This is a genomic window from Jutongia huaianensis (assembly GCF_014384985.1).
Classification (GTDB): domain Bacteria; phylum Bacillota; class Clostridia; order Lachnospirales; family Lachnospiraceae; genus Jutongia; species Jutongia huaianensis.
Genome location: NZ_JACRSX010000003.1, coordinates 185008 through 206360 on the forward strand (window position 1 = coordinate 185008; position 21353 = coordinate 206360).

Consider the following 21353-nt stretch of genomic DNA (forward strand, 5'->3'; position numbering starts at 1 on the left):
TTGAAATCCTCCTTAATGTGTTAAAAGACTCAGTCTTTTTTCCAACTGGTTAACTGGTATCATGGCATCCGTATGGGATACCTTGGAAAGGAACGATTCATTCATCGCCTTTGTAGAGAACATCATGGAATCCTGCTGGAACGGGAGCTTCTTTTTCTTCTCCTTTTCCCCGTCATCCTTTTTCTCCTCTTCCTCTCCTTCACTGCCTTCGTCCGGCTTTTTCTCCGGCTCTTCCGGCTCTTTCTTTTTCTCATCCTCATCGGAATCAAAAAGGATCTTATCTGCAAATCCAAGCTCCACGGCTTTCTTGGCATTAAACCAGGTCTCGTCATCCATCATGTGTGAGAGCCTTGCACGGGTAAGCCCAGTCTTGGACTCATAAGCATTTAAGATGGACTCCTTGACTTCATTCAGCATTGCGATTGCCTTCTGCATATCCTTTGCCTCACCCATTGCCATAGTCGCAGGATTGTGGATCATCATCATTGCCACAGGGGATACGCATACCGTATTTCCCGCCATCGCAATAACGGATGCTGCCGAAGCTGCAATGCCGTCGATCTTGACGGTCACGCTTCCCTTGTAGTCACGGAGCATGTTGTAGATCTGTGCTGCTGCGAACACATCACCGCCCGGAGAATTGATCCATACCGTGATATTTCCGCTTCCGGCATTCAGCTCATCCTTGAAAAGCTGCGGGGTAACTTCATCCCCGTACCATGTTTCATCCGAGATCATGCCATTTAAAAAGAGCGTCCTTTCCATATCAGGCACGCTCTCATCTTCATTCTTTATCCAGTTCCAAAACTTCCGCTTCATCGTTTACCTCTCTTTCTGCTGTTTTCCTGTGCCGGGAGTTTTTCTTCTTCCTTCTGCTGTCCGTTGTCCGCTCCCGCAAATGCCCCTGCATCCGCAAGTTTGGTCATTGCGCCGTTCACAAGGTACAGGTTGCCGCCTTCCTCATCAGGGATAGGGTTCATGTTCTCCATTTCACGGATGTCATTGGCAGAAAACCAGCCGTTCTGTCTTCCGACTGCATAGCCGTTCATCCTCGACTGATAATCCCCACGGAGAAGTCCGTCCACATTCAGCTTAATGAAATACTTCCCTTTTTCTCCCGGCAGAAGGAGCGACCTCTGGAGTGACTGCTCCCACCGGATCACCCAAGGGTCCAGTGTGTATTTCACAAACTCCAAGGACTGCTGCTCTATATTCGAAAAGCTCGACTTATCAAGGTCACCGACCATGTGTGGCGGTATCCTGTAAAGTCTTGCTATTTCATTTATCTGGAATTTCCTTGTCTCAAGGAACTGTGCTTCTTCCGGTGGTATTCCTATCTGCTGGTACTTCATGCCTTCCTCAAGCACTGCGATCTTGTGTGCATTATTCACACCTCGGTACACGGAGTTCCAAGATTCCCTGACCTTGGACGGATCCTTCAGCACTCCTGGATGTTCCAGAACCCCTCCCGGATTCGCACCGTTTGCAAAGAAACTCGCACCGTATTCCTCACAGGCAAGCGTCATGCCGACAGCATTCTTTGCCATCGCAATCGGTGAATAACCGATCAGTCCGTCAAATCCGAGTCCCGGAATGTGAAGTACATCCTCGGCTTTCAGCTTGATGTTGCCATATTCCTTGAACATGGGATTTTCATCACTGTTTCTGGAATACACATAATAAATATTTCCCCGGTCATCCCTCTGCACTTCCATCTTGTCAGGAAGAAGCGGATACAGGCCAAGCACCCTTCCGGCACCGTCCCTTATGATCTGTGCATAGGCATTTCCCCATATTAAAAGATGACTCATCAGTGTTTCCCTGAACACAAATGAAGTCATCTCTGGGTTCGGCTCATCATGGAGCAGATAATATAAAGGATGTTCATGCACCAGCTTCTTGCCTCCGTCATCCTGATACTCATATACATGAAGGGGTAAGGATGCGACTGCTTCCGCAAGAATCCTGACACAGGCATATACTGCCGTTGTCTGCATTGCAGTTCTTTCATTCACGGGCTTTCCGCTTGTTGTCCGTCCGAACAGGAACGAATATCCGGCATCAGCCGCCTTATCCACAGGCTTATCCCTCGCCTGTCCGAAACCAAATAAACTCTTAATTCCCATGTGACACCTCCTAAAAACGGCTACAAAAAAAGCACCTCCGAAGAAGTGCCGTTTCCGTATTATCTCTGATAACTGTTCAGTCTTGGAAATTCTTTTCCATTCCTGTAGTAATAATATTTTCTCAGTGCATTCTGCATTGGATTTTTCTTTGGATTCTCAAGCGGTTTCAGTTTTACCAGTGAATCATACATTAGGTCATCATCTGCCACTATCACTTCCAGATCCATTCCAAGTATCTCCTCTGCTTTCATTGCAAGGGATTTCCTTGTCTGTGCACCATGCTCCCCACTGAGTTTTGGATCATGTTCCATACTGTTCATAAAAAATTCTTCCTGCATGCGGATGCCTCCTGTGCTTTTTCTTTATATTAGCACAGAAACATGCAGCCGGATTATGATTTTACAGAATCATACACAGCTGCATCAGAATACGAGAATGCCACGGTCATCATACACACTTCCGTCACTGCCCTCATTCCTGATTGCACGGTCAAGTGCCATGACGGTTGCAACAGCCCCGTCAATCTTCTCCGTGGATTTTTCCTTATCCATTTTGATATTCCCTGCAGGATCCTGACGGACAAACACGTTATCCATCATCCACCGCAGTACCTTATGTCCGCCATGTGCTATCCTCTCTTCAAGTGTCAGCTTCATCAGCTCCTTGGTCGGAGGACTCATATCCTTATACCCCTGTCCGAACGGAACAACGGTAAATCCCATACCCTCAAGGTTCTGTACCATCTGCACAGCTCCCCACCTGTCAAATGCAATCTCTTTGATATGAAATTTTGTTCCCAGCTCATCAATGAACTGCTCGATAAATCCATAATGGATGACATTGCCCTCGGTGGTCTGAAGACATCCCTCGGCTGCCCATACATCATATGGGACATGATCCCTTCTGACACGCAGCCTCATGTTATCTTCCGGTATCCAGAAATACGGAAGTATCATATATTTTTCCATATCATTTCTTGGCGGGAACACCAGCACGAATGCCGTGATATCCGTAGAACTTGAAAGGTCGAGTCCGCCATAGCATTCCCGTCCGAGAAGTTCTTCCTCATTTACGGCAAATGCACAGGCATCCCATTTATCCATCTGCATCCATCGTGTGCTCTGCTTTACCCACTGGTTAAGACGGAGCTGACGGAATACATTCTCCTCTGCTGCATTTTCCTTTGCACTGATATAGGCATTCTGTACTTTTTCAATGTCTATCGTATAGCCGAGTGAAGGATTCGCTTTATACCACACATCCTCGCTTGACCAGTCATCATCATCGGAAGCACCATATATCACGGGATAAAATGTCGGGTCGATTTTTCTTCCCTCAATGATATCCAGAGCCTTCTGATGCTGTTCAAAACACACCGAATTTCTGTCTGTTCCGGCTGTCGTGATCAGGAAAAACAACGGCTGTGTTCTTGCATCACCGGAACCCTTGGTCATGACATCAAACAGTTCTCTGTTCGGCTGTGCATGCAGCTCATCAAAAATCACCGCATGGACATTCAGACCATGCTTGGTATATGCCTCTGCCGACAGCACCTGATAGAAACTGTTGGTCGGTTTATACACAAGTCTCTTTACGGACATGACAGGCTTTATCCTCTTTTTCAGTGCCGGACACTGGTCCACCATGTCCACCGCAACATCAAATACGATGGAAGCCTGCTGTCTGTCGGAAGCACATCCATATACCTCTGCTCCCCACTCACCGTCACCGCATGTCATATACAGTGCAATGGCTGCTGCCAGTTCGGACTTTCCGTTTTTCTTTGGTATCTCACAATAACAGGTGTTGTACTGCCTGTATCCGTTTTCTTTTACTGTTCCATAGATCGTGCGGATGATCTCATCCTGCCAAGGCAGAAGTTCAAAAGGAACTCCCCTCCACCGTCCTTTGGTGTGTTTCAGGCAGTTGATAAAATTCACCGCATGATCCGCTTTTGCTTTATCAAACATTACTTTGCACCGCCTTTCACAAGCAGAAGCTCCATTTCATCGTTCTGCTTGTCTTCCCCGTTATCCGTTGAAATACGGCTTCTTGCAGACGGTGTAAGACCGAACTGCTCACAGAACTTATTCATAATCTTCAGATAGGTCTGGGCTATGGATACCTGTGGTACCTGCTGCCAGTAACCGCTCGGAGTCTTCACGATTGCACCGTGCTGTGTGATGAATTCCTCTGCTTCTTTCCATCTTGCATATGCCTGACAGTATCCTGCGAATGCTGCCATGTCTATTTCCGTCAGGATGCCGAGATGCTCCAGTTGTTTCGCCATCCTTTTCCATTCTTTCTTTGCCTCGTCCTCAAGCCATGCCGGACAGCGCGGGGCCTTTTTCTCAGGCTTTGGTTCGCCCGTGTTAAGGCTTCTCTTGCCCGGATTTCCCTCAAGCACCTTTACTGCCGTAGGCTTTGGCTTTCTTCCTCTCTGTGCCACTGTCCTCACCTCCTCGTAAAAATGGGCATAATAAAAGACCTCCGGAGAGGTCCTTTGCTTTGTTATCCATGTGTTTTTAAAGTGTCATTCTGATTGCCGGGATCCTTGCTTTTTCCCCGGTCATAAAATCTGTGTATCCTGCGTTCACCTCGATAAGTCCCGCCATCTTTATTCCTTCTTTTTCAAAAGCTGCAAGTGTTTCTATGAGTCCTGAAAAGGTGCTGCTTATCGTAAATTCCTTGATTCCGTTTTCCCTTAAGGTCTCTGCAATCTCTGCAATATCATGATCCCAGATGGTATCCGCAAAATCGAGGTCTTCGTTTCCTGTGTATTCAAGGTTTCTGTATGCTGCAAACACCGTTGCATTGATTCCGTAATCCTTAAGTCTTCCTCCCTCTTTGATGGCTCTTTCAAAAATTTCAATCTTCTTCATGGTTTTGTTCCTCCGTTTTCTTTGTTTTCCCTTTCGGTAGGTACATATTCGCTCTGAATGCAGATATTATCCAGTCATATCTGCTTCATAATGTACACAAAGATCCACCGGAGGAATTGTACATATTACTGCTGTGATCTGTGGATGGCTTCGAGGATCTGTTCCTGTTCCTCTGTTCCGACACCAATGCTCTCAAGAGCCTCACGTGTGCCACAGTCTGGGCAGATAAGCGTTGTTCCATCAGTCCTTGATAAAGCGGGCGGTGCTACGTATCTTTCTCCGCACCGTGGGCATATCCGTATCCGCAGTATTTCACTCTTCATGTCCTGCCACCTCCACCGCTTTTATCTGTGCTTCGGAAAGATAGTGCTCGTCAAATCCGAAGCTGATATACCCCTGAAGGCATGTGCTTACATAGGAAAGGGAAGGAACTCCTATCTTCCGTTCTTCGTGCATGATATATACAAAGCACTTCCTTCTCCGTATCTTCCCCGTCCGTATTCCCTTGATGTCCAGTTCCATTTCCTTCTTGTAATAAAATGTTGGGAATCCTTCGTAGCGGTCAAGTGCCGCCTCATCCGATTCCGTGACCTCCCATGCTGCAACGGGAACCTCTCCGCCCTTCTTGGGTTCTATGGTAAGATAGGCACCCGTAAGGCTTCCCTTGAAAAGCAGTTCATAATCTTTAATGACTGCAGTTCCGACCACCCTCGCATGCGGGCATCTCATCCGCATCTGTCTGATATTTAGGTTGCTGCCGTAAGCAATGTAATATCTTTTCTGCATAATGTTTCCATCCTTTCCGAAGGGAACACCCTTCTACCACCTTAAGACCGCACATGGCGGTCAATGCTCCAAGGTGGCAGGAGGCTGTTCTCTTCAAGCAGCCCTTCCGCTTCTGAATGCGGTGTCTCCTGCAAGTCTCTTTGTGAGGATGTCCCTTGCCGTCTTGAATTCATCCCCGATGAATCCGAGTCTTAAAAGCCATGTCCTCATTGCGTATTTCGGATTTTCCGTCTGCTGCGGTTTCGGGCTTGCCGTCCTTACTTCCTTTGCCATCTGGCTGAGTGCAAGGCAGAGCTGGATGTAACTCTTAAGCTGTCCCGCATGCAGTCCGTTCAGCTTTCCGTCTGCCGGGGCATCGAATTGGAAAAGCCTGAATTCAACCGTCCCCTTTGTAAAGGTTGCATGGTAGTTCAGCATATGGTATCTGCTGTCATTGTAATGCTGATTCCGTCCGTAGCTTGCTCTGTTTGAGGTGTACCAGATGTCTGCAAGGGCAGCCATCGTCTTCGGTTTCTTCTTGTTGAGTTCCTTGAGGAATCTTGGGTCTACCGTTCTGCAGTAGCGGTTCATCCTTCCCCTGTCAAGGTCTAAGGCATCCGCCAGAAGGTTCTCATGCCCCGCCATGATGTTTGCAAGATTTCTGAGTGTCTGCGGTGTGTGCCCTTTTGCACCGATGTGGATGTGTACCCCGCATCCCCTTGTCGCATCACTCTTTGCCCCCGCATGTCTGAGCTTCCTGATAAGTTCCTGCAGTGTTTCAATGTCGCTGTAGGTAAGGATCGGTGTCACCAGTTCGCATTTCTTATCATCAGGTCCCGCAATGCTGACATCCTTCTGGAATTTCCATTCCCTTCCGCTTTCGTCCCATGCTGACCATGTATAATATCCGTTTCTGGAAGCCGTGTTTTCAAATCTTCCCGTTCCGAAGAATGCAGCTGCAAGCTCTGCTGCCTTACCCCTTCTGATGTTATTCATTTCGACCTCAACTCCGATGGTCTGTTTCTTCATTTCCTCAATCTGTCTTGCAATCCTTTCGTTCATGGCTTGTACCTCCGTTTGTTTTCTTCCCTTTCGGTAGGTACATATTCGCTCTAAAACACACATATATCCAGTTATATATGTGCCATAAACTGCACAAACATCTGCGGTTGGAATTGTGTATATTATGACTCTTCCTGTGGCAGCTCTTCCTTTAGTTTTTCTGCAAATTCTGCAAGTTCATCGAGGTTCATTTTTCCGATTGCTTCAAAGGCACGGACCTGTTCTTCCGTCTTCGGTGTCGGCAGCGGATAAGGATAATACCCAAGCAGATAATCAAGGGACACATTGAATCCATCCGCAATCTTTACCGCTTCAACAACACTCATCCTTGCCGTGCCGTCCAGCAGATTCTTTACCCTCCGCTCCGTCAGACCACACTGCTCTGCAAATTCTGCAGGAGTTTTCTTGTGTATCTTTGCTATCGTGTTCAGATGCTCCGTCACCATCTTATGAAACTCCGTATTTTCCATTTCACGGACTTCGTCCATTGGAAGGGGGTCGATATCAAACGCTTCTTCCATCGTCTGGCCGAAGGCTGCTGCGATCTGTACCGCCTCGGCCGGTGTGAGCCTTCCCCTGCTGTGAAGGATTCTTTCCATTCTACCTTCTTCCATACCACATTTCTCTGCAAATTCTGTTATTCCCATCTGATGCTTCTTCATCAGAGCCATCAGCTTTCTCCTGATTTCTTTCATCATCCACCTCGTTTAAAATTTTTCATCCGTGCAGTAGGTCAGCCCCATCTGCAGTTTTATGTATATATTTGTATACCGCTCCCGTTCACTTCCGTCAGAACCCATCATGGCCTGAAGGAAGAACTGCTCCGCAGCTTCCTTCGTTTCCCATGTATCTTCCTTACCGTAACATACGGTCGTTATCTTACTCATTGGTATCTGCCTTTCTCCATTCATCCACTCCGTAGATCATTGCAAGAGAGCCGTGTCCTTCCCACACCGTGTGGAGCTGTCCCGCATCATCCACGAACTCGACCGTTCCTATGGTTCCTGACGGTATCTTTCTGTATGGGTCATCAAGGCGGATAAGTTCCACCCTGGTTCCCGCAGGATATTCTTTTCTGAGTCTTTCAAGTGTCTGTCTGCTTACTCCAAACATACCGTTGTCCCCCTTTCTGCCCTGCGGTTGGCTTTCCATTTTTCCGCATCTTCCGGGGTTCTGAATGCCGTGTGTCCTTTCAGTCCCTTAAGAAAGAAATTTCTTACTTCCTTTCCTTCGCTCCCGCCAAATCCGATGGACACAAGCCATGCCCTCATGTAATATTTTTCATTTTCTTCAATGGTCTGTTTCGGATTTACACGTTTCTGTTCCGATGCCTTCTTTACCATAGCTGCTGCCAGTCTGCAATATTCCATCATGCTGTCCGCATGCGGGAATCCCGTAAAATCAATGTTTCCAACCTTAAATGCGACTCCCCTGCATCCGCCATGTTCCGTAATGAACCTTACCGCTTCTTCCGTATTTTCAAAGGTTCTTTCGGCAAGTGCATCTGTCAGCGTATCCGTAATGGAAATGCACTCCCTTCCGGCTGCCCTGTTGATAAGGTACTGCTTGGAATGCATCATGTTTATCAGGTTGATGATTCCCTGTGGTGTCATATCACCAATTGGTATTTTTATTTCCGCTTCTGGTTCTTCCGTCTGTGGTTCCTGTGTTTCTTCTGCAACATCGTTCTGAAAAAGCACCCTTCTCACCTCATCTTCCATACTATCATCTTCAAGGATGACCTTTGCATCCCTGTCCACCGTGATGCTGCCGATGCGGTATGCAAAACTTGGTGGTCCAAGGTACTCTGACCTCTGTCCGAAATGCCCGGCTAAGGCTTTTACCAGTTCTTTTCTGTTTTCAGCGTTTGTTATAATTTCCATTCTGCTGATCTCCTTTCCTTTTGGTAGTACCATATATCACTCTGAACGCCCATATAGTCAAGCAGATAATGGTACTTTCCAAAAGAAAATGTAAGGTCAGTTTCTGGACTCCGGCAGGGACATCGCAACCGCATATGCCACGGTTGCCGTCACTGCATTCCCCGCCTGTTTATATAGCTGTGCATCGGAGTTGACAGCCGATGCACGGTCAAACAGCTCATCAGAAAATCCTTGTAACCGGAAGCACTCCCTCGGTGTCAGCCTTCTGATGCGTCCGCCCCTCATGAGCGTACCCATCTGACCAGAACAGTCCAGCGTCTGGGAACAGCCCTTGCCTACACGGCCCCGTCTGGTCGTACTGTCCGGATACGCAAGATTGATGCCGTCACCTTCACGGGCAACATCGTATCCTGTCTTTGTGGCATTCCTGACTTTCACGGAATCTTCCTTCTTACAGACATACACACCGTGTCTGTCCTGAGATGTCAGCGTGAACATCGGCTCTCCGTCATCCTTCATGCGTCTGCCGTTCTGTCTTTTCTCCATACGTTCCGGTGTCAGGACCGGATGAACTTCAAGCACCGCTGAGTTCATTGCCGTGTGGTTTGTCATCCCGGCAGTGTACCGTGCAGTCAGGCATCTTGCCGTGTCCGTGATCTTCGGATCATGGTTGCTCTGGTCGATGAAATAAAGCCCTGTCTTTGCGCCGACGCCTCCGGCATTGCCGACAAGCGTTGCGGAGATGCCGTCCGTCCCGTAAACACGGTAACCCTGCATACCTCCTATAAGCTGGTTAAGAGCTGCTGCGTTTTCTCCGGTGAGAGGTAATATTTCTCGTCTACCTCTGCTTCTAAGATTTGCGATAATGAACACACGCTCACGGTTCTGTGGCACTCCGAAATTTTTGGAGTTAAGCACCTGCCACCGACAGTCATACCCTGCTTCGTCCATTTCAGACAGAACTGAGGCAAAATCGAATCCTGCATTGATCGATAACAGGTTCTTAACGTTCTCAACAAGTAAGTATGTGGGTTTAGCACTTTCTTCTTTACCTTTGAGGAGGTCAATAATGTTGTAATATATTCCACTTCTTTTTCCGACCAGTCCCCGCTGTTTTCCAGCAACGGAGATGTCCTGACATGGGAATCCGAAGCACCAGATGTCTGCATAGGGGACATCTTCGGATTTAAGTTTTGTGACATCATGAGCTTTCCACTCTCCTTCCGTATCATACATAGCCTCATAGGAGGCTCTTGCAAATTTATCATATTCACAGTATCCGATGCACTTATGGCCGGCAGTTTCCAGGCCAAGCCTGAAACCGCCTATGCCGGAACACAGGTCAAGAAATGTCATCTGCTTCATTATACATCCCTCCCCTGCATAAATCCTGATATGAAATTTTCATATTATCACGGAGCACATATACATCAGCATCCGAACCACGCTGTTCAATGTAGCGGTTCACGATGACATCCACGAACTTCTCATCCAGTTCAATGCCGTAGCAGATACGGTTCGTCTGCTCACAGGCGATCAGCGTGGAACCTGAACCGAGGAACGGGTCAAGCACGATGCAGTTGCTCATGCATGAGTTCTGTATCGGATATGCCATAAGTGCCACGGGTTTCATGGTCGGATGATCCTTGCTCGCCTTCGGACGGTCATATTCCCAGATGGTTGTCTGCTTCCTGTCGGAATACCACTGGTGCTTACCGCCTTTCTTCCATCCGAACAGGCACGGCTCGTGCTGCCACTGGTACGGACTCCTTCCAAGCACCAGTGCATTCTTTTTCCAGATGCAGCAGCCGGAAAGGTAGAACCCGGCATCCTTAAATGCCTTTCTGAAATTCAACCCTTCCGTATCCGCATGGAAAACATAAATGGAAGCATCCTGTTCCATCGACTGCTCCATGTTGACAAATGCTGCGAATAAGAATTTATAGAAATCCTCATCCGGCATGTTGTCATTTTTTATCTTTCCGGCTGTCTCCTCAACATTTACATTGTATGGAGGATCCGTCAGCACAAGGTTGGCTTTCCGTCCATCCATCAGTGCATCGTAAGTTTCCGGCAGAATGGAATCACCGCAGATGACACGGTGCTTTCCGAGCAGCCACACATCACCCGCCTTTGCAACGGTCGGTTTTGCAAGCTCCGCTTCCACATCAAAATCATCTTCCGTGATCTTCTTGTCATGCACGGAATTGAAAAGCTGCTCTATCTCCGGCGGTTCAAAACCCGTGACGCCGACATCAAAATCGGAATCCTCAAGATCCTTGATAAGGTCCGCCAGAAGTTCCTTATTCCATTCACCCGTGATCTTATTAAGGGCAACATTGAGTGCCTTTTCCTTGGTCTTGTCGATATCGACCATGATACACTCCACTTCCGTATATCCGAGGTCTGAAAGAACCGTGGCTCTCTGGTGTCCTCCGATAATGGTCATGTCTGAGTTGATGATGATCGGCTCGACATATCCGAACTCTTTAATGGAGTTCTTGATTTTTTCATATTCCTTATCACCCGGCTTCAGCTTCTTTCTTGGATTATAGGAAGCGGGGATAAGGTCTGCTATTTTATAACTCTGAAACTGCATCTTCCTGATCCTCCTCTGCTAAAAATCTGTGCCGGAAGTAGCATTCACGGCCACAGTATTTTCTGTTCTTGTTTCCATAGGAAATAAATGGCTTCCCGCACTGCTCACATACAAACGTGTAGGAAGCCTTCTCGCTTTTCTTCACTGCTTCGGGGTGTGCTTTCCACCATTCCCTTCTGCATTTTTCACAGCAGAACCGTCTCGGTCTGCCTGTCTTCGGCTGTTCGATTGGATTACCGCAGAAGTGGCATACCTCTTTACCGTCCACCATGAGTTTCATATTTTTTGAAACCACTGTGGCATATCCGGCAAGGTTATGTCGCTTGCAGTAATTCCTGACGATGTCACGGGACAGTCCGATTGCCATTCCGATAGCTTTATATCCCATGCCCCGCATACGCATCTCGTTGATCTGCTTTGCCTGTGTGTCCGTCATCCTTTCTCACTCTCCTTCCAGCACACGAAAAAAGGCCGGAAAAACAATGTTTTTACACTGTTTTCCAGCCTTAAATATTGCGTTTTTCATAATTTTCCGGCAAAAGAAAATACCCCTTTTTGCCGTGTTTTAAGTACATTCTGCGAAAATTATCCTGTCTGTTTTATATCCCCCCTGTTTAATTCTGCGAAAATTCACGCAAAGGGGGCCATCGGTCTTCAGCGGCTTGCTCCGTAGAGATTTTGATACCCCCACGGTCTGCCATCAGAACCGATACTCAGGATTGTTATCCTCGTTCCATGTCTTTTTATCATGACAAGGTTTGCATAAGCTCTGCCAGTTCTTCTCGTCCCAGAACAGAACGGGATCACCACGGTGTGGCTTCACATGGTCGACAACGGTTGCGGTCACTGCCCTGCCTTCCTTCATGCACTGCACGCACAAAGGATGTGCTTTTAAGTACCTCGCCCTTGCCTTCTGCCACCGCCTATTGTAACCACGCTTACTGCTGCTCGTCCTGTCACCACGGTGCAGTGCTTCATGCTCCTCACAGTACAGACCGTCTGTCAGCTTCGGACATCCGGGATGTCTGCACGGTTTCTTTGGTTTCATCGGCATCTGCTATTCCTCCCTTCTATGTACACGGGCGGTGTGAAAGGATTGGAAAGACACCGCCTCCGGGCATAAAGAAAAGGAGCATTTCTGCTCCCTTCCATTTTTGCCATCTTAATCATAGCACCTGTAAAATAAAAAGTCAGTACACCTTTAGTACACCTTTAGTGCACCTCTAGTACACCATCTGTTCACCATGCTTCTCGTTCTCAACGAAATACCGATATCCGTGCTGTTTCAAAATATTTCTAAGCATCTTTTCTAAACAATCAATATCATTAGATGCCGCATATTTAATGCACTCTAAGCTGATTCCATGCTGCTGACAATATTTCTTCTTTTTATCATCGTATTTTAGCTGACGCTCAAACCTATCATTTATACTTTTATTGTCCGAACAATCGTCTGTTACGTATGTACCGAACTCATCATAATATCCTTTTTTATAATGGTGTGGTCCCTGTAATTCTATTGCCAGATCAAATATTGCTTTCCCAGTTTCGTCTACTGATTTTGACAATATGAAATCAAACCGAAGATTCTTTCCGGAATCTCCAACCAAGCCATCAAAGGATTTTTCCCGGATATAAGTAATTCCCAGTTGATCTAATATATCCATTGTTTTTGCTTCAAAAGATGAAACACAGTGACAGCTACAGCTTTTTTCCAGATAATACCCTTGTTCCTCATCATATGATATCTTCATGCTGGATGAAAGTATCTTCTCTTCCTTTCCACAAATCTGGCACACGCAGGCATATTCTTTTGCAATTGTTATTACTGGTTTTCCATATTCCGGCTTATCTAAAGACAGATGCTGCATATCTGTACACTCTTTTATAAAATAACTGTCCCAGTATTGATTGGAAAAATCTCTTTTATATGACGGATCATAATGAACAACTGCCTCAAAATCATCATATCGATGTTCTTCTTCGTAGCGTTCCTGCTCCCGTCTTCTTCTCTCTTTATCGGCTTCATCCTGTTTTTTATCATATTGGAATGACAGCCTATAACTCTTCTTCTCTGTTTCCATTTCCATCTTTGAAAAAGCATTCATTTCCTGATGATACTTTTCATTATATGGTTTTTTACACTCAATGCTGCTCTCTAAATCACTATATTGATCCAGAATATTTTGTAAATATGAAATCATAGGTGACAGTGATTTTTTTCTATACCACTGCGCCCAGCGATTTGCAAATTTAATTGCATCGTCATTTTCCAGATTTTTTATAAAACGATGCTTTGGTGCAGTCATATCTGCTACCATAGCCTCTATTCTTTCCCGTCCATATTTTTTTACAAGCTGTTCCTTATCGTTATAAGAATATTTTCTATTCAATTCAGGGATCTGATTTGGAAATGATAATCCATCTGGGACTAAATAATCGCTTCCGTGATTTCTCTCATAATGATATTTTTTCTTACAACTTTCACAGAAAATCTCAACAGCCGTGTCATTCTCTTTTTCCTGTCCCCAGTCATTTGACAGATGTATCCTGTAAAATTGTAAGTAACCCCGACCACAAACGCATTTTGCACGATAAGGTTCTCTATAATCTTCTTCATAGGACATAAAATATCACACCTTCCCAATTTCACACATTAAAAGCATATTAAGATTTTACCATAGAGCAAACAAAAAAGACAGCCGTCTGACTGCCTTAATTGTACTCTGCATATGCACCTATCTGTATCTGGAGCGCTACTGTAATCTGCTCCATGACCATGTCATCCAGCACTTCCCCGATTCTGTCACCAAGTCTTGTTTTATCAAGGGTCTCCACCTGTTCCGCCAGAGCCATGCTCGGCTTGTTCAGACCGCTGCCTTTGGGGATCTGCACATGGGTCGGAAGATACTTCTTTTTCCACACCCTGGCTGACAGCGGAACGACCGTGACCACAGGTGAATGCTTATTCGCCTTATTATTGCTTACCACCAGTGCCGGACGGACACCGCCCTGCTTGCTTCCATCTTTTTCTCCAAAATCCACATAGTAAATATCTCCACGCTTACACATAAAACCTCCTATCCGAGAACAAAGGCTTCCACCTGTCTGTCCCTAAGTTCATACTGTTTATCAAGTTCCTTTAATGCTGCTTTTCTGTACTTTGCTATCATCGTGTGGCTCACATGGTATCGATCCATCATGATGTCCCATGTCATATCTTCATCCAGAAGATCCGTGATGATGCTTCTATGTCTTTCATCCAGTCCGTTCACTGCATGCTCGAAAAAATCCAGTTCTTCCTTCAGGAACATATATCTGTGAAAAAGGAAACCATACCACTCGTCATTCTCCCTTTCGATTGCTGTCCTGTACTTGATCGCTATGTTTGCCGTCTTATCGGAAAGAGTGCTGGTCTGCACCCTTTCCCCTTCCGGATGGGCATAGAGCATGGAATCGATCATGTCCTGTTCGCTCACTCCCTGAAACTGACGGAGCTGGAACTCAGTCACGGTCAGTTCCTTTTTCATGTTCTTATATTCCTTCATCATTACTTCTGCCGTCATCCGCCATACCTCCAATCCTTGCCTTTACCGCTTCTATCATTGCATTCTGTGTATTGTCCTTCCTCTCGATTGCATGAAGGATATCCTCATCGACCGTCCCATCCGTTACCAGATGCTCTATGACAACCGTGTGTTTCTGCCCCTGTCTGTAAAGTCTGGCATTAAGCTGCTGATACAGTTCAAGGGACCATGTAAGGGAAAACCATACGATTGTCGATCCGCCCTCCTGAAGATTCAGTCCGTGTCCTGCCGATGCCGGATGGATCAGTGCAATAGGGATCTTTCCGGAATTCCAGTCATCAATGTCTTTCTTTGTATTGATATCCCTTGCCGGAAATCTCTTTAATATCCTCTCCCTGTCATGCTTGAACCAGTATGCAACCAGAAGCGGTTTCCCGTTTGCCGATTCGATCAGGTCTTCCAGAGCATCCAGTTTTCTGTCATGGATATTACGGACATTGCCGGATTCATCATAGACTGCACCGTTTGCCATCTGCTGGAGCTTGTTGCTTAAGGCTGCTGCATTTACCGCATCGATGTCCTGTCCTTCCCCGTATTCAAGGATCATTTCATCTGCCATCCTGTCATAAAGCACCTGTTCGGATTCCGACATGGATACGTTCACACGGTTGCTTATGCATTCCGGCATATCAAGATAATCAACAGCCTTCATGGAAATGCTGATATCAGAGATCAGCTCATATATTTTTTCTTCAGCGCCTTCCCTCGGCTTGTAGGAAAAGATGATCTCACGATTCCGCTTATCCGGAACAAAGAACCTGTCACGGTATCCACCGATGAATCTCCCAAGCCTCTGCCCCATATCAAGAATCCCTATCTCCGCCCACAGGTCCATAAGATTTCCCGGTGTTCCGGTAAGTCCGACCACCCGCTTTGCCATCGGCCTTACTTTTTTCAGGTCTTTGAACCTCTGTGCCTTTGGGGACTTGAAGCTCGACAGCTCATCGATGATGACCATGTCAAAATCAAAAAACATATTTTTTGTCATCCACGAAACATTGTCCCTTCCGATGATGGTCACATCTGCTCCTGACAGAAGTGCTTCTTTTCTCTGTGCTGCAGTTCCCATTGCCACTGCAGATGTCATGCCGTAAAGATGCTCCCACTTTTTTATCTCTGCCGGCCATGTGGTCTCAGCCACACGTTTTGGTGCAATCACCAACACCCGCCTTACTTCAAAATAATCAAACAGCAGAAGCCACAGTGCCGTGAGCGTGATGACCGTTTTCCCAAGTCCCATGTCAAGGATCAGGCAGCTCACGGGATGTTCGATTATAAAATCTGTTGCATACTGCTGATAATCATGTGCTTTGTATTTCATCAAGGATACCTCCGATCTGTTCGATATTATCAACTACATAAACGGGAAAGCCTAACCTCTCAAACATCCGCTTTCTCTTCAGCTGAAGAGGTCTCGGCTTCTTCCCCGGTGCTTTCAGTTCCACAAATGCCATTTTCCCGTCCGGCATCAGGACGATGCGGTCAGGCACTCCATTCATACCGGGCGATACGAACTTTAACGCCATGCCTTTCCGCTTTTTAGCTTCTTCCCTCAAATGTCTCTCTACTGTACTTTCTAGCAAAACCAGATACCTCCTTTGCCGATTGCGGTTGCCATATGCCTTTAACTCCTATACGCGCATATATACATGAATTGCTCTTTTTATCTTTATTTCTAATTCTCAACTGGATTTAATGGGAAATTGGGAAACTAAGAACCGCAACCCCTTATTTTCCAAGGTGTCAGCACGGTTTCCGACTACCGTTGCCCATCTGCATCTGGGAAACCTCGGAAACCGCCTAACGGGTTTCCTCTGGTTTCTCATCCATCCGCACAAAAGTCTTCTGCACTCCGTAAAGGGGGACTTTGGTCTTGCCCGTGGTATTGGAATCATACTTCTTCCATCCCCCGATCTTGTTTAAGATGCCTTCGATCTCATAGGAATCCGCCTTTTTTAAGTTCTGGCGTTCCTTGCCGAAGCACTCCACCCATATCTCCATGATGCAGACACGCTCACGCACGGCCGTTCCCTTTACACCAACTGTCTCAAACTCACCACCGCCTAGGAATGCCCTTCTCTGGTAGATATCCATCGATGCCCAGTTATCCGGCAGCAGTCTGTCGAGGTAATCCTGCACGATTCCTTCACGGTCATCCGACTCCATTGCCTCCTGCTGCATCTTATAGGCTTCTTCTGCCTCCGCACCTTTTAGGAACAGCTCCTCGCCTTCGTTATACAGATCGATTGCCTCCGCCCAGATCTGGTCAACACAGTCAAGCTCCCACGGATGGTGTTTTCCTGTCCCCGGCACATGCACAGGCCAGAACCTTCTGTTTCCTGTTACGTCACGTAAAAATCCGCCCTCGGAGTTGGTGCTTCCCACGATGATGCATTTTCTTGGGTGGGACTCTACATTTACACCGTATGCCTGACGGAACTTATCATCCTGACGGGTGACAAAGGACTTCACTACCTCGACCTCAGTCTTGCGGATGCCGTTCATCTCACTGATTTCGAGGATCCAGTTGCCGAGCAGCTTCTCGGCAGCAGTCTTATCCCTCATATCCGAAATGGATAAGGAATCCGAAAACCACTGCTTTCCGAGTATGGAAAAGAAGGTTGATTTTCCCATTCCCTGCGGACCGTTCAGCACGAGGATGGAGTCAAACTTCACTCCCGGCTTATAAATACGTGCTACCGCAGCCACCAGTGTCTTGCGGATGACTGCTCTTGTGTACGGAGAATCTTTCGCACCGAAATAGTCGATGAGCAGTGTGTCGATACGCTCCTGCCCGTCCCAGTGAAGCGTTGCAAAATAATCCTTGATCGGATGGTAAAGCCTGTCGGATGACACCACGGCAAGCAGTGCATCCTTGAACTTGGTTGGTGACCAGATCCCGTACACCCTCTCGAAATACACCTTTGCATTTGCAAGGTCAGAATCGTTCCATCCAGGTTTTACCTGTTTCCACGGAAGCGGACCGGTGACATCAATGGTATCCTTGAACTCGTTGTACACGATGTGCTTGAAATTCTCATCATTGCGGATGATCAGTGCGATGTTCTGCAGTGTATCCTTGATGTTTCCCCTGCGGTCGAGTGCCAGTTTATTCTGCCAGTCCTCATCCGACTCTGCGGAAAATTCCTGTACTGCCAGCTCCTGTCTTTCTTTTGCAAGCGTGTTCTTTACTTCTTCATCTGCAGATACAAAATCCTGCATGGCTTTAAAGGACGGGAGTTTTCCGGGTTCTGTCCCTTCGTCTGCCCTTGCATCCTTGTCACCGAATTTATGAAGCCTTACCACATCAAACGCATTCATCAGCTTTCCGCAGCACGGGTCTGTTGCATGATGGCTGTATACGAACAGGTCATCATAGACAACGACTCCGGCTGCCGAGTCTGCCGGGATATAATCATATCTTCCGGGGATTGCCCTCGAATGCCTGTACACATCCGGGATGAACTTATCGATAGCCTGTGTCACCGTATATGTCCGGTTGAATGCCCCGATCAGTCCGTCCTTGGAAAGCGGATCTGCCTGTTTCTTTATATCCCTCTGTACCACGGATGCCTGACGGTTGCTTACCGGCCATGCGGATACATCATGCCAGTCCTTATAACGTGCCAGCACTTCATCCGGATCCACCTCTGCCCCATCGATTTCCTGAAACACATACTCACCGTCACTTGAAGTGCTAGGCCAGTACATGAGTCTGGAAGGCTCATAGGTGGAATCATCGAAAAGTTCAATGCCGATATCCGATGCAAGCATACGACTGACCGCACCATATTCATCAGGAGTCACATCCCTTGTCAGGAATATGATGATACGCAGTCTCGGCTTTTCCGGTGTATGCTTATGGGTGGAATACACCACCATCTTCATGTCAAAGAACATTTCCAGTTCATCAATGATGCCCTGTGTCCCGTAATCCATGTCAAGCGTGATGGCGGATCTGGATATCACGCAGTCTTTCTTTCTCCGTCCGCCCTTCAGCTTTCCAAGAACAAAGCCTCCGACATCCTTGATATTGTCCTGCTGTCCCTTCGGCATCTTCCTGTACTGCTCCATTGTTTCTGCAGTATATTTTGTCTTGGACAGACGGCTGACAAAATCTTCATATGTCATATCCGTGCAGTTAAACTTTTTGTCCATTCTTGAGTTTCCGATTGATACGAACATCTTTTCCTGCCTCCTTCTTTTTCTTCTTTTCTTCCTTTGTTACCCTGCCGACCGCAGTATTTGCTGTCGGGTCAGGATAGCCTTCCGTATTTCGTCCTCCCATGCAGCACCTCCTAATCTTTCTTGTAAAACGGACTTTCAAATCCGGCTGCCTTAAGCGGAAGCCCCTCACACCAGTCAGGGCATACCGCCATGATCTCATTTACTTCTTCCACCGAGGATGTTCCTTCCGGCACTTCAAGCACCACTTCATCATGGATATGGCACACGATGTCAAAGCCTTTCTTTTCGAGCCTGAGCATTGCTTCTGCCAGCACATCCCTTGCGGTTGCCTGAACGATGTTCTCACAGAATTTTGCACCGTAGGATTCTATCCTTGTCCATTTGCGGTTCGTACCGACACCTTCATAGCTGACGCTTTCCGAGCCGAAACGGTTCACGGTCATCCTCGGTCTTACATATGACAGCACCCTTCCTGACGGCAGTGCGATCTTTAGCATCCCGGACTGGTAATATACCGTCACCCTTCCGACCGTGGTCATCTTCCGTTCCTTCACGGCAGCTTTTACCGCACCATCGATCTCATACCAGTAATTTACGATGTGCGGATTTGCTGTCCGCCATGACTGCACCAGACCTTTCAGTTCATCCTCTTCCACAAAGTTCAGTGCTCCCATGCTGATAAGCGCACCTTCCGCACCGCCATACTGACAGGCAAGCGATGCCACCTTTCCCCTTGCACGGTACGGGCTTCCTTTCGTGATCTCCTCTATCGGGATATGGAACATCTTCGATGCCGTCTGCTCATAGATCTTTCCGGCACCACGGAACTCCTCCATTACCCATCCCTCTCCGGCAAGGTAGCCCATGACCCTTGCCTCGATCGCGGAAAAATCGCTGACTATGAATCTGCATCCCGGCTTTGCCACAAATGCGGTACGGATCAGTTCCGAAAGCACATCCGGTATGGAATCATACAAAAGCTCCACAAGGTCATATCTGCCTTCCTTTACGATGGAGCGTGCAAGTTCGAGGTCTTCCATATGGTTCTGTGGAAGGTTATGGATCTGCACCAGTCTGCCGGCCCACCTTCCTGTACGGTTGGCCCCGTAAAACTGCAGTAATCCATGCACCCTTCCGTCCGGACAGACGGAACGTTCCATAGCTTCATACTTTTTGACTGACGTTTTTGACAGGGCAAGACGCAGCTTCATCATTTCCGCTACATCACCGTCCGTGTTTTCCACCAGTTCCTCCACGGCTGCCTTTGCAAGGGAATCGATCTCGATGCCTTTTCGTGCAAGCCATCCCTTAAGCTGTGCCACGCTGTTCGGATTCTCAAGTCCTGATATTTCATATGCCTTCTTTGTTGCCGTTTCCTTATACAGAAGATCACAGGCCACTGCATGTGTGATAAGTTCCGGATCCACCATGATGCCCCTGTCATTTATCCTCTGGTCCATGCAGTACAGTTCCTGCTCCCTGTCCGGTATGGGAAACTTCGAGAGCTTATTCCTGATCTGCTTTTCCACATCCACGTCACGGATACAGTAGGTCTTGAACAGCTCCCACTTCTCCGGCTCATCAGATGGAAGGTTTCTTGTCCTGCCGCCGTTTGACTTGGACGGCTTACACGGCATACAGAAGAACCGGATCAGTTCCTTTCCTTCCGACATCTTTTTCTTATCAAGGTTCAGTGCTTCTCCCACGCCTTCCAGTGACAGCGGAAGCGACAGCATGGATGCCTGAACGAGCGTACATCTCCACCCTTCCGGCTTTAAGGAAAGACCAAAGTAACGGTTGATGCAGTTACGCTCGAATGCTGCATTATAGGCAGTCTTTATCACGGAATCATCCGTAAGCAGCTTCATGATCTCATCCGGCATTTTCTCCCCGGATGCAAGGTCAATGATCCTGGTCGGCTCATCGTTCAGACTGTATGCAAATAAAAGGATCTCAAACTGCTCCGATGCAGCATATCTATGTACCCCGCAGTCCGGGAGTGATACATCCGAGTAGGTTTCAATATCAATTGCAAGTGTGTCCATAAGCCTGTCCCTCCGCTTTCTTCTTTATTCTGTTGATTCCCGTTCTCGCAGCATCCACGTTACCGGACTTTATCTGTCCCTTGATGGTGCGGAACGTATTATATGGAATATATTTTTTTATGCTGTTTAACTCTTTCATCAGTTCCTTCATGGCATCTCCTTTATGTATCCGGGCGGTGTATGCCACCGCCCTTCCTATGGTTTACTGGTTCACTC

General features: G+C 47.2%; 25 protein-coding genes. All 25 read right to left on the reverse strand.

Annotation, left to right across the window (positions count from 1 at the left end; all coding sequences use genetic code 11):
- Positions 1–12 precede the first annotated feature (12 nt).
- The 25 genes from H8704_RS04325 to H8704_RS04450 all read right to left on the reverse strand — a co-directional run bounded on the left by H8704_RS04325 (position 13) and on the right by H8704_RS04450 (position 21288).
- Positions 13–819 carry a head maturation protease, ClpP-related gene (locus H8704_RS04325; RefSeq protein WP_117781600.1) on the reverse strand — a complete coding sequence of 269 codons (807 nt, stop codon included), beginning with the start codon at positions 817–819 and terminating at the stop codon, positions 13–15.
- Positions 816–2126 carry a phage portal protein gene (locus tag H8704_RS04330; protein WP_249297469.1) on the reverse strand — a complete coding sequence of 437 codons (1311 nt, stop codon included), beginning with the start codon at positions 2124–2126 and terminating at the stop codon, positions 816–818. The genes H8704_RS04325 and H8704_RS04330 overlap by 4 nt, the downstream gene beginning before the upstream one ends.
- Positions 2127–2185: 59 nt before the next feature.
- Positions 2186–2464, reverse strand: a complete 279-nt coding sequence (locus tag H8704_RS04335) for a hypothetical protein (protein ID WP_117781598.1) — start codon at positions 2462–2464, stop codon at positions 2186–2188.
- Between the two features lie 84 nt (positions 2465–2548).
- A complete protein-coding gene (locus H8704_RS04340) occupies positions 2549–4096 on the reverse strand; it encodes a terminase large subunit (protein WP_117795919.1) in 1548 nt (515 codons plus the stop codon).
- Positions 4096–4575, reverse strand: a complete 480-nt coding sequence (locus H8704_RS04345; RefSeq protein ID WP_117781596.1) for a phage terminase small subunit P27 family — start codon at positions 4573–4575, stop codon at positions 4096–4098. Before H8704_RS04345 ends, H8704_RS04340 begins: the two co-directional genes overlap by 1 nt.
- A gap of 76 nt (positions 4576–4651) precedes the next feature.
- Complete coding sequence (locus tag H8704_RS04350) at positions 4652–5008, reverse strand: DUF7698 family protein (RefSeq protein ID WP_117781595.1); 357 nt, start codon at positions 5006–5008, stop codon at positions 4652–4654.
- A gap of 312 nt (positions 5009–5320) precedes the next feature.
- Positions 5321–5794 carry a gamma-glutamylcyclotransferase family protein gene (locus H8704_RS04360; protein WP_117781593.1) on the reverse strand — a complete coding sequence of 158 codons (474 nt, stop codon included), beginning with the start codon at positions 5792–5794 and terminating at the stop codon, positions 5321–5323.
- Positions 5795–5887: 93 nt separating this feature from the next.
- On the reverse strand, positions 5888–6835 hold the full coding sequence (locus H8704_RS04365; protein ID WP_249297471.1) for an amidoligase family protein: 948 nt from the start codon (positions 6833–6835) through the stop codon (positions 5888–5890).
- A 122-nt stretch (positions 6836–6957) separates the two neighbouring features.
- Positions 6958–7530 carry a helix-turn-helix transcriptional regulator gene (locus H8704_RS04370; protein ID WP_249297472.1) on the reverse strand — a complete coding sequence of 191 codons (573 nt, stop codon included), beginning with the start codon at positions 7528–7530 and terminating at the stop codon, positions 6958–6960.
- A gap of 12 nt (positions 7531–7542) precedes the next feature.
- A complete protein-coding gene (locus tag H8704_RS04375; RefSeq protein WP_249297473.1) occupies positions 7543–7722 on the reverse strand; it encodes a hypothetical protein in 180 nt (59 codons plus the stop codon).
- Positions 7715–7948 (reverse strand): DUF4314 domain-containing protein, encoded by a 234-nt coding sequence (locus tag H8704_RS04380; RefSeq protein ID WP_117781589.1) that lies wholly within the window; start codon positions 7946–7948, stop codon positions 7715–7717. Before H8704_RS04380 ends, H8704_RS04375 begins: the two co-directional genes overlap by 8 nt.
- Entirely contained in the window at positions 7936–8718 is a 783-nt protein-coding gene (locus H8704_RS04385; protein WP_249297474.1) for a hypothetical protein, read from the reverse strand. Before H8704_RS04385 ends, H8704_RS04380 begins: the two co-directional genes overlap by 13 nt.
- Positions 8719–8814: 96 nt before the next feature.
- On the reverse strand, positions 8815–10083 hold the full coding sequence (locus tag H8704_RS04390) for a DNA cytosine methyltransferase (protein ID WP_117795932.1): 1269 nt from the start codon (positions 10081–10083) through the stop codon (positions 8815–8817).
- Entirely contained in the window at positions 10061–11317 is a 1257-nt protein-coding gene (locus tag H8704_RS04395) for a site-specific DNA-methyltransferase (protein WP_249297475.1), read from the reverse strand. Before H8704_RS04395 ends, H8704_RS04390 begins: the two co-directional genes overlap by 23 nt.
- Positions 11298–11753 (reverse strand): RNA polymerase subunit sigma-70, encoded by a 456-nt coding sequence (locus tag H8704_RS04400; RefSeq protein ID WP_249297476.1) that lies wholly within the window; start codon positions 11751–11753, stop codon positions 11298–11300. Before H8704_RS04400 ends, H8704_RS04395 begins: the two co-directional genes overlap by 20 nt.
- Before the next feature lie 264 nt (positions 11754–12017).
- Complete coding sequence (locus H8704_RS04405) at positions 12018–12371, reverse strand: HNH endonuclease (protein WP_249297477.1); 354 nt, start codon at positions 12369–12371, stop codon at positions 12018–12020.
- Between the two features lie 169 nt (positions 12372–12540).
- A complete protein-coding gene (locus H8704_RS04410) occupies positions 12541–13944 on the reverse strand; it encodes a hypothetical protein (protein ID WP_249297478.1) in 1404 nt (467 codons plus the stop codon).
- A gap of 88 nt (positions 13945–14032) precedes the next feature.
- Positions 14033–14389, reverse strand: coding sequence for a type II toxin-antitoxin system PemK/MazF family toxin (locus H8704_RS04415; RefSeq protein WP_249297479.1), 357 nt, complete (start codon positions 14387–14389; stop codon positions 14033–14035).
- Between the two features lie 8 nt (positions 14390–14397).
- On the reverse strand, positions 14398–14868 hold the full coding sequence (locus H8704_RS04420) for a hypothetical protein (RefSeq protein WP_408611189.1): 471 nt from the start codon (positions 14866–14868) through the stop codon (positions 14398–14400).
- The gene (locus tag H8704_RS04425) at positions 14852–16225 is read right to left on the reverse strand and encodes an SNF2-related protein (protein ID WP_249297481.1); all 1374 of its coding nucleotides are present in this window, start codon (positions 16223–16225) and stop codon (positions 14852–14854) included. Before H8704_RS04425 ends, H8704_RS04420 begins: the two co-directional genes overlap by 17 nt.
- Entirely contained in the window at positions 16206–16487 is a 282-nt protein-coding gene (locus tag H8704_RS04430; protein WP_117717894.1) for a VRR-NUC domain-containing protein, read from the reverse strand. The genes H8704_RS04425 and H8704_RS04430 overlap by 20 nt, the downstream gene beginning before the upstream one ends.
- 217 nt (positions 16488–16704) lie before the next feature.
- The gene (locus H8704_RS04435) at positions 16705–19062 is read right to left on the reverse strand and encodes a virulence-associated E family protein (protein WP_334299396.1); all 2358 of its coding nucleotides are present in this window, start codon (positions 19060–19062) and stop codon (positions 16705–16707) included.
- Positions 19046–19192, reverse strand: coding sequence for a hypothetical protein (locus H8704_RS04440; protein ID WP_249297483.1), 147 nt, complete (start codon positions 19190–19192; stop codon positions 19046–19048). Before H8704_RS04440 ends, H8704_RS04435 begins: the two co-directional genes overlap by 17 nt.
- A gap of 10 nt (positions 19193–19202) precedes the next feature.
- Entirely contained in the window at positions 19203–21137 is a 1935-nt protein-coding gene (locus tag H8704_RS04445; protein ID WP_249297484.1) for a DNA polymerase, read from the reverse strand.
- Positions 21118–21288, reverse strand: coding sequence for a hypothetical protein (locus H8704_RS04450; protein ID WP_181972374.1), 171 nt, complete (start codon positions 21286–21288; stop codon positions 21118–21120). Before H8704_RS04450 ends, H8704_RS04445 begins: the two co-directional genes overlap by 20 nt.
- Positions 21289–21353 lie beyond the last annotated feature (65 nt).

What these genes read in the sequence shown, in the direction of transcription:
- H8704_RS04440 (WP_249297483.1), bottom strand. Translation starts at nt 19,192, where the DNA reads ATGGGAGGACGAAATACGGAAGGCTATCCTGACCCGACAGCAAATACT.
- H8704_RS04400 (WP_249297476.1), bottom strand. Translation starts at nt 11,753, where the DNA reads ATGACGGACACACAGGCAAAGCAGATCAACGAGATGCGTATGCGGGGC.
- H8704_RS04330 (WP_249297469.1), bottom strand. Translation starts at nt 2,126, where the DNA reads ATGGGAATTAAGAGTTTATTTGGTTTCGGACAGGCGAGGGATAAGCCT.
- H8704_RS04370 (WP_249297472.1), bottom strand. Translation starts at nt 7,530, where the DNA reads ATGAAAGAAATCAGGAGAAAGCTGATGGCTCTGATGAAGAAGCATCAG.
- H8704_RS04450 (WP_181972374.1), bottom strand. Translation starts at nt 21,288, where the DNA reads ATGAAGGAACTGATGAAAGAGTTAAACAGCATAAAAAAATATATTCCA.
- H8704_RS04335 (WP_117781598.1), bottom strand. Translation starts at nt 2,464, where the DNA reads ATGCAGGAAGAATTTTTTATGAACAGTATGGAACATGATCCAAAACTC.
- H8704_RS04325 (WP_117781600.1), bottom strand. Translation starts at nt 819, where the DNA reads ATGAAGCGGAAGTTTTGGAACTGGATAAAGAATGAAGATGAGAGCGTG.
- H8704_RS04395 (WP_249297475.1), bottom strand. Translation starts at nt 11,317, where the DNA reads ATGCAGTTTCAGAGTTATAAAATAGCAGACCTTATCCCCGCTTCCTAT.
- H8704_RS04385 (WP_249297474.1), bottom strand. Translation starts at nt 8,718, where the DNA reads ATGGAAATTATAACAAACGCTGAAAACAGAAAAGAACTGGTAAAAGCC.
- H8704_RS04380 (WP_117781589.1), bottom strand. Translation starts at nt 7,948, where the DNA reads ATGTTTGGAGTAAGCAGACAGACACTTGAAAGACTCAGAAAAGAATAT.
- H8704_RS04340 (WP_117795919.1), bottom strand. Translation starts at nt 4,096, where the DNA reads ATGTTTGATAAAGCAAAAGCGGATCATGCGGTGAATTTTATCAACTGC.
- H8704_RS04420 (WP_408611189.1), bottom strand. Translation starts at nt 14,868, where the DNA reads ATGATGAAGGAATATAAGAACATGAAAAAGGAACTGACCGTGACTGAG.
- H8704_RS04445 (WP_249297484.1), bottom strand. Translation starts at nt 21,137, where the DNA reads ATGGACACACTTGCAATTGATATTGAAACCTACTCGGATGTATCACTC.
- H8704_RS04425 (WP_249297481.1), bottom strand. Translation starts at nt 16,225, where the DNA reads ATGAAATACAAAGCACATGATTATCAGCAGTATGCAACAGATTTTATA.
- H8704_RS04350 (WP_117781595.1), bottom strand. Translation starts at nt 5,008, where the DNA reads ATGAAGAAGATTGAAATTTTTGAAAGAGCCATCAAAGAGGGAGGAAGA.
- H8704_RS04435 (WP_334299396.1), bottom strand. Translation starts at nt 19,062, where the DNA reads ATGGACAAAAAGTTTAACTGCACGGATATGACATATGAAGATTTTGTC.
- H8704_RS04415 (WP_249297479.1), bottom strand. Translation starts at nt 14,389, where the DNA reads ATGTGTAAGCGTGGAGATATTTACTATGTGGATTTTGGAGAAAAAGAT.
- H8704_RS04390 (WP_117795932.1), bottom strand. Translation starts at nt 10,083, where the DNA reads ATGAAGCAGATGACATTTCTTGACCTGTGTTCCGGCATAGGCGGTTTC.
- H8704_RS04365 (WP_249297471.1), bottom strand. Translation starts at nt 6,835, where the DNA reads ATGAACGAAAGGATTGCAAGACAGATTGAGGAAATGAAGAAACAGACC.
- H8704_RS04360 (WP_117781593.1), bottom strand. Translation starts at nt 5,794, where the DNA reads ATGCAGAAAAGATATTACATTGCTTACGGCAGCAACCTAAATATCAGA.
- H8704_RS04405 (WP_249297477.1), bottom strand. Translation starts at nt 12,371, where the DNA reads ATGCCGATGAAACCAAAGAAACCGTGCAGACATCCCGGATGTCCGAAG.
- H8704_RS04375 (WP_249297473.1), bottom strand. Translation starts at nt 7,722, where the DNA reads ATGAGTAAGATAACGACCGTATGTTACGGTAAGGAAGATACATGGGAA.
- H8704_RS04410 (WP_249297478.1), bottom strand. Translation starts at nt 13,944, where the DNA reads ATGTCCTATGAAGAAGATTATAGAGAACCTTATCGTGCAAAATGCGTT.